Annotated in this window: 18 protein-coding genes; 9 read left to right on the plus strand and 9 right to left on the minus strand. The window is 50.7% G+C overall.

The genetic code is table 11. From position 1 onward, the window contains the following. Positions 1-79: 79 nt before the first annotated feature. The 4 genes from KZ483_RS15000 to KZ483_RS15015 are packed head-to-tail and all read left to right on the plus strand — an operon-like array spanning position 80 to position 3597. Positions 80-649 carry a sigma-70 family RNA polymerase sigma factor gene (locus KZ483_RS15000; protein ID WP_220348218.1) on the plus strand — a complete coding sequence of 190 codons (570 nt, stop codon included), beginning with the start codon at positions 80-82 and terminating at the stop codon, positions 647-649. After that, positions 606-1778: a hypothetical protein gene (locus KZ483_RS15005; protein ID WP_220348220.1), complete on the plus strand. Its 1173-nt coding sequence runs from the start codon at positions 606-608 to the stop codon at positions 1776-1778. The genes KZ483_RS15000 and KZ483_RS15005 overlap by 44 nt, the downstream gene beginning before the upstream one ends. Next, a complete protein-coding gene (locus KZ483_RS15010; protein ID WP_220348221.1) occupies positions 1775-2755 on the plus strand; it encodes an ABC transporter ATP-binding protein in 981 nt (326 codons plus the stop codon). The genes KZ483_RS15005 and KZ483_RS15010 overlap by 4 nt, the downstream gene beginning before the upstream one ends. Further along, entirely contained in the window at positions 2752-3597 is an 846-nt protein-coding gene (locus KZ483_RS15015; RefSeq protein ID WP_220348222.1) for an ABC transporter permease subunit, read from the plus strand. The genes KZ483_RS15010 and KZ483_RS15015 overlap by 4 nt, the downstream gene beginning before the upstream one ends. Before the next feature lie 159 nt (positions 3598-3756). On the opposite strand, the gene KZ483_RS29145 is transcribed toward KZ483_RS15015, so the two are convergent. Continuing rightward, complete coding sequence (locus KZ483_RS29145; RefSeq protein WP_220348223.1) at positions 3757-4044, minus strand: hypothetical protein; 288 nt, start codon at positions 4042-4044, stop codon at positions 3757-3759. On the opposite strand from KZ483_RS29145, the gene KZ483_RS15025 reads away from it, so the two are divergent. Continuing rightward, positions 4037-4261 (plus strand): hypothetical protein, encoded by a 225-nt coding sequence (locus KZ483_RS15025; RefSeq protein WP_220353747.1) that lies wholly within the window; start codon positions 4037-4039, stop codon positions 4259-4261. The two genes, KZ483_RS29145 and KZ483_RS15025, sit on opposite strands and share 8 nt — an antisense overlap. Positions 4262-4405: 144 nt before the next feature. Here the strand turns inward: KZ483_RS15025 and KZ483_RS15030 are convergent, their stop codons facing one another. The 8 genes from KZ483_RS15030 to KZ483_RS15065 form a co-directional block, all read right to left on the minus strand. Then, positions 4406-5422, minus strand: coding sequence for a LacI family DNA-binding transcriptional regulator (locus KZ483_RS15030; RefSeq protein WP_220348224.1), 1017 nt, complete (start codon positions 5420-5422; stop codon positions 4406-4408). A gap of 329 nt (positions 5423-5751) precedes the next feature. Beyond that, positions 5752-6135, minus strand: a complete 384-nt coding sequence (locus KZ483_RS15035) for a hypothetical protein (protein ID WP_220348225.1) — start codon at positions 6133-6135, stop codon at positions 5752-5754. Between the two features lie 54 nt (positions 6136-6189). After that, on the minus strand, positions 6190-6345 hold the full coding sequence (locus KZ483_RS15040) for a hypothetical protein (RefSeq protein ID WP_220348226.1): 156 nt from the start codon (positions 6343-6345) through the stop codon (positions 6190-6192). Positions 6346-6394: 49 nt separating this feature from the next. Then, a complete protein-coding gene (locus KZ483_RS15045; RefSeq protein WP_220348227.1) occupies positions 6395-6565 on the minus strand; it encodes a phosphotransferase family protein in 171 nt (56 codons plus the stop codon). Positions 6566-6774: 209 nt separating this feature from the next. Beyond that, the gene (locus tag KZ483_RS15050; protein ID WP_397376202.1) at positions 6775-7257 is read right to left on the minus strand and encodes a tetratricopeptide repeat protein; all 483 of its coding nucleotides are present in this window, start codon (positions 7255-7257) and stop codon (positions 6775-6777) included. A 113-nt stretch (positions 7258-7370) separates the two neighbouring features. Continuing rightward, positions 7371-7796: a metallothiol transferase FosB gene (gene fosB, locus KZ483_RS15055; protein ID WP_220348229.1), complete on the minus strand. Its 426-nt coding sequence runs from the start codon at positions 7794-7796 to the stop codon at positions 7371-7373. 57 nt (positions 7797-7853) lie between these two features. Continuing rightward, on the minus strand, positions 7854-8354 hold the full coding sequence (locus KZ483_RS15060) for a GNAT family N-acetyltransferase (RefSeq protein ID WP_220348230.1): 501 nt from the start codon (positions 8352-8354) through the stop codon (positions 7854-7856). Positions 8355-8726: 372 nt separating this feature from the next. Continuing rightward, positions 8727-9086: a carboxymuconolactone decarboxylase family protein gene (locus tag KZ483_RS15065; protein WP_220348232.1), complete on the minus strand. Its 360-nt coding sequence runs from the start codon at positions 9084-9086 to the stop codon at positions 8727-8729. A gap of 414 nt (positions 9087-9500) precedes the next feature. On the opposite strand from KZ483_RS15065, the gene KZ483_RS15070 reads away from it, so the two are divergent. The 4 genes from KZ483_RS15070 to KZ483_RS15085 all read left to right on the plus strand — a co-directional run bounded on the left by KZ483_RS15070 (position 9501) and on the right by KZ483_RS15085 (position 13075). After that, a complete protein-coding gene (locus tag KZ483_RS15070) occupies positions 9501-10547 on the plus strand; it encodes an acyltransferase (protein WP_397376203.1) in 1047 nt (348 codons plus the stop codon). Between the two features lie 138 nt (positions 10548-10685). Continuing rightward, positions 10686-10910 carry a DUF5946 family protein gene (locus KZ483_RS29150; protein ID WP_397376204.1) on the plus strand — a complete coding sequence of 75 codons (225 nt, stop codon included), beginning with the start codon at positions 10686-10688 and terminating at the stop codon, positions 10908-10910. Next, entirely contained in the window at positions 10844-11041 is a 198-nt protein-coding gene (locus tag KZ483_RS29155; RefSeq protein WP_220348236.1) for a DUF5946 family protein, read from the plus strand. Before KZ483_RS29150 ends, KZ483_RS29155 begins: the two co-directional genes overlap by 67 nt. Positions 11042-11260: 219 nt before the next feature. After that, complete coding sequence (locus tag KZ483_RS15085) at positions 11261-13075, plus strand: glycoside hydrolase family 43 protein (RefSeq protein ID WP_220348237.1); 1815 nt, start codon at positions 11261-11263, stop codon at positions 13073-13075. The last annotated feature ends 150 nt before the right edge of the window (positions 13076-13225 follow it).

Below are 13225 nucleotides of genomic sequence, written 5' to 3' on the forward strand. Positions count from 1 at the left end.
AGTATGAATATTGTCTTTTTACACTGCTACAAAACCGATTCGGCATCCGTCTTATAAGCGAAAGGGGGACGGCGGCAACATGGAGGAAGGCACACACGTACCCGAACTGTTCCAACGCTTGTTCCGGGAGCATTACCCCGTGGTGGCGCGTAAGCTCTATGCCTTGACCGGCGATTATGCGGCGGCGGAAGATTTGGCCCAAGAGGTATTCCTGCGGCTCTACCGGAGCCACCCGGACCGCCTGGAAGCCGTCGGCGCTTGGCTGCACCGGGTGTTGATCCGTGTGGGCTATGATTATTTGAGACAACGGTCGTCTGTAAAGGCGTTATTGGAGAAGGAAACCGCCCGTGTGGCGGCTTGGTCGGAAGGTACTTCCCCTTCGGGAGAGACTGAGGTCATCCGCGAGTGGGAAAAAGACGTGGTCCGCCGGGTGCTGCGGAAGCTCACGGACCGTGACAGGACTGCCCTTCTGCTTCGGGAGGAAGGCTATAGCTACGAGGAGATTGCCCTCCGGCTGGAGATCAACCCGAAAATTGTCGGCACGCTGCTGGCCCGGGCGGAGGAACGGCTGAAGAAGAAATACGGGCAGGAGGAGGAGCGGCGCGATGGGCAACGGAGCGAAGCGGAACGGCGAGACGCCGGTTTTTGATACGGACCGGGCTTGGGACCGGTTCGAGAGGCTGGCGGCCCGGGAGCCTGTCCCGGCGTTCTGGAGGCAGGTAGAGGAAGATCAGCATTCGGACGAAACAAGAATCGAAACACCATGGGGCGGGAATCAAGTATATCACGAGAAGGATGGAGTGGTTGAGATGAAGAAGACAGAAGCATTTCAGGCAGCTCAAGGGTCCTCGGATGTCGGGGCGACAGAAAAAGTAGGCGCGGCTAGGGCTAGCGGAGCTTACCGCGCCTGGCGGACGGAGCGACCGACCGCACGCAGGCTTCGGAGACTGACCGCCGGAGTCGCCGTTACTGTAATAGCCATCGGCTTGATCGCCACCCCTCTGGGTGACCGGGCGCTTGCCGCCATGCAGCAAACCTTCCGCATTCAGCACGTGGTCGGAGTCGGGATCTCAGCGGATGACATGGCGTCCATCTCCGGCCTGCTGGATAGCGGCTCGCCCGATGGAGACCGGAGCTTCGACCTGGCCCAATACGGCACCTTGACCCAAACGGGCGGCGGGAAAGCCCGCACCGTTACCTGGGAGGAAGCGGAAAAACGAATGGGCGCCCCGCTGCTCCAGCTTGGGAACCCCACCGCAACCACATACCAGCCGGCAACTACGCTGACCTTCCACCTTAACGTTAAGGCGGTTAACAGGCTGCTCACCCGTTTGGGCAGCAGCACTACCCTGCCTGCCGGGGCGGACGGCAACGCCATCCGGCTGCACATCCCGGGTGGTGTCACCACAAAAGGCACCTTGTCGGGCAAGCCGGTGCGGCTGCTCCAATTCGGCAAGCCTGAGCTGACGGTGGATGGCGGCATCGATCCGGCAACGGTTCGTGAGGCGGTACTGGGTCTGCCTGTTCTGCCGGACAGCCTGCGGACCAAGTTGGCCGCCATTGGCGATTGGCAGAGTACCCTGCCGGTTCCGGCACGTGACGGCGTGACCACCAGCCTCCGGTTGGGCGGACATGATGCAGTCATGACCGCTGACGGCAGGGATCGCTTTCTCCTCTGGCTCGATGGGGACCGGATGGTCCTGCTGAGCGGCGAAACGAATGATTTTCCCACGGAATCCGCCTTCCAGCTGGCAGCGGAGGAGCTTATCCAGCCATGATGATCATTGATGCGGTGGATTTGACCAAGACCTACAACGGCCGCGGTGGCTGCCGCGGTATCACCCTGCAGGTGCCGGAGGGCTGCATCTTCGGCCTGCTGGGACCCAACGGTGCCGGCAAAAGCACCTTCGTCAAAATGCTTGCTGGCCTCCACCGCCCCGATTACGGGCATGCCACCATGCTGGGGCTGCCCCTGGGCCGGCCGGAGGCACGACGCAAGCTCGGGTATTTTCCCGAGCTGTTCCGCTTTCAGGATTGGCTGACTCCTGCGGAGGTGCTCCGGTTCCATGGCCGGCTGAGCGGGCTGCGCCCACAGGAAACGCGGACGCCCGCCTTCCGCGGAAGGGTTCGGGACACCCTGGATCTGGTCGGCCTGTCCGAAGCCGCGGACCGCCGGGTCGGCGGCTTCTCCAAGGGAATGCAGCAGCGCCTCGGCCTGGCTGCCGCCCTGCTCCTGGATCCAGAGCTGGTGATCCTGGACGAACCCGCTTCGGCCCTGGACCCCATCGGCCGCTACGAAATCCGCAGCCTGCTGAAGCGGCTCCGGGGCAAAGGCGTGACGATTTTCCTCAACACCCATCTGCTCGAGGATGTGGAGGAACTGTGCGATGAGGCCGCCTTCCTCTACGGAGGCGAGCTGCTGGCGTCGGGTCCGCTGCATAAGCTGCTCAGCGGGACCGGTGATAGCGGTGCCAACTGGCGCTTCCGACTCGGCGGCTGGCTCCCGGAGACATGGGCGGAGCTGAATGAGGCTGCCGGCAGCGCCCTCTCCTCCCTGCTGCAATTGATCGAGGCCGATGAGAGCGGTAATGCCCTCCTGTCCGCCCGCGTAACCGACCGGGAACAGGCCGGCTACCTGGTCTCTGTGTTCATCCGGAGCGGTCTGACGCTATACGAATCCGGCCCCGAACCGAACAGCCTGGAGGACTGGTTCCTCCGGATGGCTGGGTCCCGTCAAGGAGGTGACGCGCAATGACCTTGTACATCTCCGCCACCTTCAAGGAGCTGACCCGCAAGCGGGTGTTCCTGGTCACGATCATACTGACCTTCGTCTTCCTGGTCCTATTCGCTTTCGGGGTCCGTGAGCTGGCTGGCATGGGCGGTCAGGAGTCGGTCTCCCCCGCCGAACGGCTGCTGAACAGCATGGTGCTGATGGTGCTTGGGCTTTTTTTCGCACAATTCCTGGCGTCCTTCTTCGTTCTTTTCTCGGCCATGGGGACCGTCACGGGCGAACAGGAGAACGGTCTGCTGCTGGCCGTCGCCGCCCGTCCCATTCCCCGCTGGAAGCTCTATCTGGCCAAATGGCTGGGCCACGCCGTTTGGGTCTCCGTGTACAGCACAGTCCTGTTCGTTTCCGTGGTCTGGACCATCCACAGCCAAACGGGATTTCCCGTGCGGCCTGAGGAGCTGCTCCGAGGCTATGGGCTGTTTCTCTGGATGCCGCTCCTTCTCCTCACGTTAACCATGCTGGGTTCCGTCTATTTGCCGATGCTGGGGAACGGGATCTGCGCCGCCCTGCTGTACGGATTTTCTCTCTTCAACGGGTTGGTCGAAGGGGTTTCGAGTTACGGAGGAACCCCTCCCGCAGTAGAAAAATTCGTGTTTCTGACCGGACTGCTCCTGCCAACGGACTCCGTCTACCGAAGAAGCTTATACGAGCTTCTGGGGGGAGCGGATTGGGCTGGGTTGGCGTTGGCTGACATGGGTCCTTTCTCCATGCCAAGTGTTCCTTCGAATGCTTTCCTCCTGTATACAGTGGGGTATGCGGCGGTCTTGCTCTTGCTGGGGTGCCGGGCGTTCAGCCGGAAGGATCTGTAGCATCTCGCAGTTGACCTGAGCAGGAATGCGGCATGTAATATGGCTCCAGGAGGACAAATAATGCCATCCTACCCTACAGGGAGATGGCATTATTTGTTTTGTTTATTTCTTAATCCGTTAAAATTCCATATCGAAGCGAAAGCCCATTATCGAGGCTATTCACTTTATGACCGTTCTACACCAGGTTTTAATCTTCAAGCACTTATCCTTTTCTAATATACATTTGTCAGGGAAGGCTACACTGGACGGCATCTCCGGCGCTTGTGTGGAGCTTGAGGTATGTATAGATGCACAATCCGCCCGCGAAGCATTCAGCGACCAAACTATTGTCAGCTCCCGGCTAACGCCATCCGCTCCGTCATAAGCGGCTGACAGCCCCCCAGGCGACATGCTGATCGGCGATTTGACGCCCAGTTCACCGTGTTGATACCCCCGGATAATGAACATGTCGGTAAAATCGGATGTGAGCGGACAAGAAGCAACCGTTCTAACTTACGATCGGCTAACGGGCATGCTTACGTTGGACCGAAACCGTTCTGGCAAAGGTCCAGGAGGCATTTGCCAAGTTCCGGTGGAATTGCTGGATGGGGGCTCTGCGCGCCATCCGCTCGTTTCGCCATTGATTCGCAGCTCCATGCGGCTGAGAAATCCGGTATCCTTTTGATAATGCGATAATTCATGCTCCCAACTCCTGTTTCCATTTTTGTCCGAAACGTTTCGGATTTCTACCAAACAAAAACCGCCTAATATGACGGATGTTTGCAAGCGCTATCATTGCATTCAATGGCGGCGGAGTGCACGCCAATCTTCAGGAAAGCGGTTTTGAGCTTTCGCGTACGACCAGTTCGTTATTCAGAACAACGGTACGGCTTACGGGGCGGTTCTCCAGCATATCGATCAGCAGCTGAGCCGCCTGATAACCCATTTCATACTTGTCTTGACGGACCGTCGACAGTTTCGGTGAGCAGTACGACGCGATGGAGATGTCGTCGTATCCGACGATAGACATCGTTTCCGGCACTTTACGCCCGATCCGCTCGAGCGCCCCGAGCGCTCCGAGCACCATCAGATCGCTCGCTGAGAAAACAGCCGTCACCTCCGGATGTTGAAGAACGATCCGGTACATGGCTTCCGCTCCGCCCTCTTCGGAGAAGTTCCCGTTCATCACAAGCTCCGGACGATAATCGATGCCGCGCGCTTCCAGCGCCGCGCGGTAGCCTTCCAACCGCTCCTTGCTCACGGAAGCCTCGTCGTGGCCGTTGATCATCGCGATATGCCGGTGGCCCAAATCGAGCAAATGGTCCACCGCCGCCATTGCGCCTTTCTGATTGTCGGTCGACACATATCCCAGGTTCTTGCCAGTGAGAGGAATATCGATCAGAACGCACGGAAAGTTCTTATCGCTAACAACCTGCTGCAGGTAGGGGCTGTACAAGCGCAGACCGAAGATAATCGCTCCGTCAACATTCCGTTCCTTGCAAAGATCTCTATAGGACTTGGAAAGCTGCTTCTTCGGGTTCGAGCTGAAGAGCAGGATGTCGTAGTCCAATTCCGACGCACGGTCATTGATGCCGCACAAGATTTCGAACGACATGGCGTCCTTGACCCCTGTGCGGTTGATCTCCGACAGAATGACGCCGATCGTGCGCGTTTTCTTCATCACAAGACTGCGTGCAACCGCATTGGGACGGTAGCTCATTTGTTCGGCGATCCGCTTGATTTTTTTCCGTGTTTCCTCGTTCACATCGTTATAACCGTTCAAAGCGCGGGAGACCGTCGTCACGGAAACGCCTGCCGCTTTTGCCAGGTCTTTGATCGTTGGCATGTCTTTACGTCCTTCCAAAACGTTTCGGATCTGGTTATGCTGTTATTATAATTCTTCTTGTATCCGTTTGCAAGAAGTAAATGGAACGTCGTCTTTAACCCATTGCCAATCTTTTCATACCGAATATCCAAGCATATAAGTTTCGTTTCGGCAATATTCTTCGGAAAGAAGAAGTCGTGATTGCAACACCGGCTGCTTTGGCTACGTCTTTTATTCTTGTCATGTATCGGTTCGATCCTCCCAAAACGGTTTGATTATAACAGCCCTTACTACATACCGCAAAGACTGTTTTTAACTTAAGTTGGCAGCTTCCCTTTTTGGGCATTCAACTATCCGATGGCGACAGTTATACTTGTAATAAGCAGCAATAAAGATACAGGTGCCCAAATTCTTCTTTCCCATTTGCTCCTCGTAATAATGTTCATAATAGTAGCAATCACCGAAAAAACCACAACAAACCAGATAGCCGCATTTGCAAAAGGGTACCAATCAGGAAACATGAAACCTGACTTACTTAGCACGATTGACACTAGCAATGCCAGCATAATGACCTGAAATAAAGCGGCGACACGCATTGCTGGCGGATATTTTCCTGGAAACTTCCCGCCCATTGCAAAGCTTCCCCAAGGCATCCCTGCAGCTAGTGCAAGTTGAAAAAGTATTACAATTCCGATTAAAATAGAAAATGCGATTGCTGACATCAATATGTACATATCCAAACCCCCTTATGTTAAACACGACGGACTCCAGAACATTGCATCAGCTAACTAGCTGCGATGGAGCCTTCTTCTAATCTCATTAACAAGTAAATTTTTCTCCTCTACGGATATTGCATCGGCGGCTAGTTTGCGTGCTGCGACAGGAGCAATCCAAGGCTCTATATCTTTATAACCTATGCCGGACAGCCTTTCGTATTCCTCCATAAAGATGCGAATGCTTGCACCCCGCGTTGCATTTAGAACGACACTCGCTTCACATCAGATGCGGGGGTAAAATTGCATATCTAATCACTATAATATATTCGGCCAAGTCTGCTTCCGGATTCCCGATCGAAGCATTATTCCAGTCAATAATGATCGCATCGTTATTCCGGATCATTATGTTGCCCGGGTTAGGATCACCATGACAGAGCTGCTGCTTCATCGGCAATTAATCCAATTGGGCGATCACTGCCGCTTTGTCGGCCTCAGGCAAATATTGCGCACGACGAATATTATGCTTCATGTTTTCCCGCTGGTTCGGCATATCCGGAACCGAATGCGTATGAATTTCATAAAAAAATCGTCATTCAAATATTTCCGCACAACCGCCTTCCCCGATTTTCCTGCCGAAGCCCTAACTTCCCGGTACCCTTAATTCCATAATCGATCTAACTTGTCTGCATAAAATAATATCGCATTCTTATACGTATGAATCCCTTCATCATCACTGGTTTCTGATAATTGCTTTAACAGGATTTCCATAGCCTTATCATATTCTTTGAGATTATATAGGACCATTGCGTAAAACACCTGAAACTCTCTTCGTTCTGGAAATTCATTAATGGCTTCTACAAAAACTTTCTTAGACTCTTCATACATTCCCAAAGTACGATATGTACTTCCCAACCCTAACAATGCCCCTTGTCTTTCTTCTCCTGCCAAACCCAGCTCTATTGATTTAAGATAAAAAGGTACCGCTTCCCTTTCTAATTCCATAACATCATGAACCCAGGCAATTTGATACCATATTGATGGGTTATGAGGCTCTAGTTTCAATAAATCAAAAAAAATAGATTTGGCTTCTTCATGTTGCCCGGATTCCCTCAACTTTATTGCTTTACTGAAAATATCCAAAGTTTTCATTCCTTTACTCTTTACATTAATTGATCTACCTACTGAAGAACCAGGGCTTAAGCTGCGCGGCAACATGAGTATGTAGCATCGCAAGCGTTCAGGGAATTGCAGATTTAATCCTCATAAAATCTCATGTGTGATTTATCGTCTTTGTAATATTTAAGTCTATCCTGTAACGTACCAGTATGAAATTCAAATTTATGGCCATCAGGATCAGTAAAATAGACTGATCTTTTATCCCTCTCACTCCGTGTGCGACCAGGGAGAATATTTACACCTAAATGTTCAAGTTTTTTTACCACGGCATCAAAATCTTCGCTTTCTACGGTAAAAGCTATATGTGTATACGAGTAGTGGATTTCATTCCGTGGAATGTTGTCCTCCACATTTAGAGCCAACCATAAACCGTTCAAATCAAAATAAGCCAACTTGCTGCCCTCGACTATTAACTTTGCATCAAAAACATTCTTATAAAACTTAATTGATTTATCTAAATCGGTAACTGAAAAAAGTAAATGGTTAATGTTTCCAATTCTCAAGTTTATCCCCCTCCGCACTTCATATTCGTTGGGTTAATTTCAAATTCCTCCCCATTGCTACATTTGATATTTCCAATAAAGCAATTCTTGATCTTTGCGATCAATTTGAAATCCTAACTTTAACAACACACTCTTTGAGCCGATGTTGTCAGAATCGCATCTCGCTGTTATCATTTGGACCTCATTGTGATTTACGGCCCATTCAATTAACTTTTGAGCAGCTTCACAGCAATAACCTTTACGGCGATGGCTTTCATTCGTTGCAAACCCGATTTCAATCATGCCCTCTTGGTCAGGACCTCCTAAAAAACCAATCCCCCCGACAATTTCTTGGGTCTCCTTTGCAACAATGATCCAGGAGTCAAATCCTTTAGTACCGTTATTTTCTATCAGAAGCTCTCGAAAATAAGGCAAAGCATCCAAAAATTCGGGACCCGGCCATTCGCCATTGGTTTTGTAACCCATTGCTTCAATAGCCCGAGTATCAAGCCGAGCTGCTGCCTCGACTAAATTAAGATCAAGTGTTTGTAATATGAGCCGATTGGTTTGAAGTCTCATGTATTGTTCACCTTTCTCGTTGAAGAATTTGGTTGAAAGAAACGGTTTGCTGTAACACGCTAGCTTGCCTTCAAGATTAAGAATTTCACTTCATCCCCCCTAGCCGATCATAAAAAAAGGGCAGGAATGAACTTACGTCATCCCTACCCTTATATCGCCTAATGTATCTCCTTAGTGAACTTATCTATTATTATAACAAGGAAAAATTTAACTGCCAAGTACCGAAGGTTGGAACAGCTAAACGGAATATACCCGCTATGTTTCCTCATCTAGTCTATTATGATTGGAGAAAGCCTCCCAACGAGTGTCGAGAGGCTTCCTACCGCGATATTCAGAATCGGACTAGCAGTCCGCAATTGCCGGAGCAGCTCGTCAAACTAAGTTACTGGCAGGCTTTCCCGATAACGCTTGCTGCACCCGCGTGACTCCTTGGCTAAATGCGTGCCCTCCGCCTACAGCCGCCGCCACTGCGACGGCGTCCATGATCTCGTTCGGGCTTGCCCCTTTAGATATGGCCTCTGTTACATGATAATACGTACATATTTCATTATTTGCAAACAAAGCGATTCCAAGAGCAACAAGCTGCTTGTGCTTCCCGCTTAATGCCCGGTCCGCAAAACATTCAGCGGTAAACTGATCGTATGCCTCCACTACGTTCGGCAGCGATTCATTCATGAGCCCCACGCCAACCTTATATGCGTCAACTTTATCGTCCATCGTATTGTTCAACATATTTTAATAACCCTCCTCTTTTTATGTGATGCGCTATTTTTTCCTGGTCTTTACCTATGTTTTAGTATGTCTGGCGCACATAGTGATCCGGATAAAGGTCTTTTGAGCGGCTGACATAATAAGCCCCCGACCTAACGTCCTCCTCCGTTAGTTTGCTTATTGTGTGGGAATTATATTCCATTTTGCCGTACCGTTGCACTACACTTTTTCTTCAGCAAACATTCAGTTCACGCTCACCTTGATCTCACAAACACACTGTAAAGTTAAGGCACATCTTGTTTAATCGCTTACAATTGGACCGAGTATAGAAACGTTAATGATGCGATCTCGGAGGATGTATAATGAAAAATAATGTTAAACTCACTTATCTCGAAATATTCCGTGGTATTGCGATTCTGGCCGTATTAGCCATTCATACCTTCATCCGCGGTTAATAACCTTGCAAAGGAATCGTCACTTTACCCGCTATACCACATCGTTAACACAGCCTCTAATTTCGCTGTGCCTGCCTTTCTATTTTTGAGCTCGGTTGTTCTCCTCTACCGTTATGACGTGGGTACGAATCAAAACTGGACCGTTTTCTACCGCAAGCGATTTAAAACCATTGTCGTCCCTTATTTGCTTTGGTCGCTATTTTATTCCACTGTCGTCCTGTACACGCGGCACTCTTCCATACTGGACGGCCTGTTCCGCTTTCTGAAAGGTCTTCCGATCGGTGGCAGCTATTCCCATCTGTACTTCATCATTGTGATTGCTCAATTTTATTTGCTGTTTCCACTCTTTCACTTACTGCTGCGGATCGGATTTATACGCAACCATCCGCTGCTGTGCGGCGCCGCTGCACAAACCGCGTTTTACCTGCTGAACCACTACTGGCTGCATATGTACAAGGTCGGTACATTTATTGGATCATATTTGCTTTATTTCTTCCTGGGCGCTTATGCGGCTATGAAACTAAAATCGAATGAGAGAGGCGCTTCTCAACCGGCAAGATGGATGCTTTATGCGGAGTTTGCAGTTTCGGCTGTCGTTTACATCTATCAAATGTGGCTGCAACGGACCAGTCCGCACTGGTTGCTTCAGCCGTGGCTTTCCTATCTCAATTTCGTAACAAATTATACGTATTCCGCGATCTCCTGTTTAATCCTAATGCAAGTCTCTGCGTTTATAGAGAGCGGCCGGTTTCGGCTTGTCAACAAATCACTGTTTTCCATCGGAAAATACTCGTTCGGCATTTATTTACTCCACCCTTTCTTTCTTCTGGTATGGCGGTACAAAATCATGATTGGCGGACCGCTTGTCTATCATGTGCTTACCTGGGCGGGTGGAGCGGTGGCGCTTACGCTTTCTTGGCTAGCGACAGCCATCATCCAGAAATCGCACCTCGGAACGTTTGTCGTCGGAAAGTCTGACGTCCGCCAACTATTCGCTACTCAAGTGAAAGCGACAAAAAGCGCCTGAAGACCTTCTCTTCAGGCGCTTTCATATTCGGCGAGCTCGGGCTCCCATGGAAAGAGAGCCCCGCCCACCTTTCATGAACGGTTACAAAACATGCATACTTATTTTTTTGAGCTCATTGCTTACGATAATAGGACTTGAATAGCCAGAACCTGTCAATCGATTTTTGACGAGTTGCTGGCATTAGAATTCTCGGATCCGGGATATGGCCGAGTTCATTTCCTGACCGTTGCTTGTTTTATCATTCAGCACAATAGATATATGACGAAGGGCTCATATGGGTGGAATCGAAGCTGCGCATGTATTTTGGAACTCGAAAGTGGAAGGCTAATCGGCAGAAGGATGCAGCACCATTGCCGAAAGTAGCTTGGTCGATGACAATTGCTGATGTGGCACGGCAGATGCATCATGCAGAAAGCTATTGCGAGTTGATAACTGAATTGAGGCGCAGAACAATGAATGAAATGGGTGTACTTCTCACAAGGGCTGGCGATTAGTGTGGCAGGACGTTATAAAGTGGTGGCGCTGCCTCTTCAGAAATCATGAACTAACTTTAGAGAAAAAAGGGGTGCTTCGAAGCGGATTCCTTAGTCATTACATGCAGCAAGCCCCCCAGCATATAGGGTGCTGAGAAGTTAGAATATATGTTACAATGGTAAAATCAGATTTCAAAATACATTAAATTATGCTTCTTATCGTATCAAGGAGGCTTTATTTTGTCAGTACATAATAGTAGAATTTCCGGTTATCTTTTGGTGCATTTTATTGGGGAACAGCCTGACGGCGAGCAGGTTTATTTCTCTTACAGCGAGGACGGCCTGCATTGGAAAGACCTTAACGCGGGCCTGCCGGTGCTGCGTTCCGAACTGGGGGAAAAGGGCGTAAGGGATCCCTTTATCGTGCGCTCGCCCAAGGAGGATAAGTTTTATCTGATTGCCACGGATCTCAGCATTGCAAACGGAAAGGGCTGGTCAGCTGCGTCGAATGCCGGAAGCCGCGATATTATCATATGGGAATCCGCCGACCTGGTGCATTGGTCTTCACCTTGGGCAGTCACGCTTGGCGTACCGGGCGCGGGCTGCGTATGGGCGCCGGAGGCGATTTATGACGAAGAAGCGGACGAGTTCTTGGTGTTTTGGGCTTCTGCGACGCAGGAGCCGCATGAAAAAGAGCGGAAACAAAAAATCTACAGCGCCCGTACAAGGGATTTCCGCAGCTTTACAGAGCCTGAAAAGTATATTGAACGGGAAAACCATATCATTGATACCACGATCATTGCCCACAATGGTTCCTACTACCGTTTTTCAAAGGATGAAACGACGAAGAATATCCGGATGGAAAAAGGTAAATCGCTGGAAAAAGACGCATTTACCAATATGAACGTTCCGGCTTTGGAGGAATTGTTAGGTGTGGAAGGCCCGCAAATTTTCAAACTGGGCGACCGTGAGGAGTGGTGCCTTATTGTGGACCGCTTTGCGGAAGGAAAGGGCTACCTCCCTCTGCTGACTTCAGATCTTGAAAGCGGTGAATTCCAGGTTCTGCCGGAAGGGTCGTTCAATTTGGGGAAAACCAAGAAACGCCACGGCGGAGTCCTCCCTATTACCGCTGCTGAATGCAGCCGCCTTCTGGCTGCGTTTGGCGATGGGCATCAGGTGCTTCCAGGGCAGTTCGCCGACCCGGATATTGCCAAGTTCGGCGACCGCTATTACCTTTATCCCACAACCGATGGCTTCACGGACTGGTCGGGTACGCAATTCCATGTGTTCTCTTCGGCTGACATGCGTAATTGGAGAGACGAAGGCGTGATTTTGGACCTTGCGACGGAAGATGTACCCTGGGCTGTCGGCAGCGCATGGGCTCCGGCCATTGCCAGCAGAGAAGGCAAATTTTACTATTATTTCTGTGGAAAAATGAAAAACGGTGAGAGCGCAATAGGTGTTGCGGTTGCCGAGACTCCGGTAGGTCCGTTCAGCGCCCAGCCTCAGCCACTGGTTACCATGGAACAGATGAAGCGTCTAGGTATCGCGATGGGCCAGACCATTGATCCAGACGTATTTATTGAGGATGACGGTACGGCTTACCTGCTATTTGGAAATGGACACCCTGCAATCGTACAGCTTGGCGAAGATATGATAAGCGTAATTGAGGATACGATGAAGAATCTTGCCGGCCTGCACGACTTCCGGGAGGCTGTCACTGTTCTGAGGCGCGGCGGGTTGTATCACTTCACGTGGTCCTGCGACGACACCGGCAGCGAGGATTACCATATTAACTACGGCACATCTGAGCATCTTTACGGACCGGTAACTTACCGCTACCCTGTTCTTGTCAAAAATAAGGAAAAAGATATGCTCGGCACCGGTCATCATTCGATTCTCCGGGGGCCAGACACCGATAAGTACTTTATTGCTTATCACAGGTTTGTCACGCCGCTCACCCGGTTTACAGAAGGAAAAGGCTTTCATCGCGAAACCTGCATAGACCCGATCACCTTCGGCGAAGATGGGCTGATGAAGCAGGTGAAGCTGTAAAGGATGTTGCGGCCTCAATAATAGAAACAGCGGCAGCCATGGACGAAAAACTTCATCCTGGACTGCCGTTTATTATTGGCTATCGTCCCGGGTCGTACAAATGACCAAAGAAGAATAGGCCGCAATAGTAAAAGTACGAAGGGCTGATTA

This window comes from Paenibacillus sp. sptzw28, assembly GCF_019550795.1.
GTDB lineage: Bacteria > Bacillota > Bacilli > Paenibacillales > Paenibacillaceae > Paenibacillus_Z.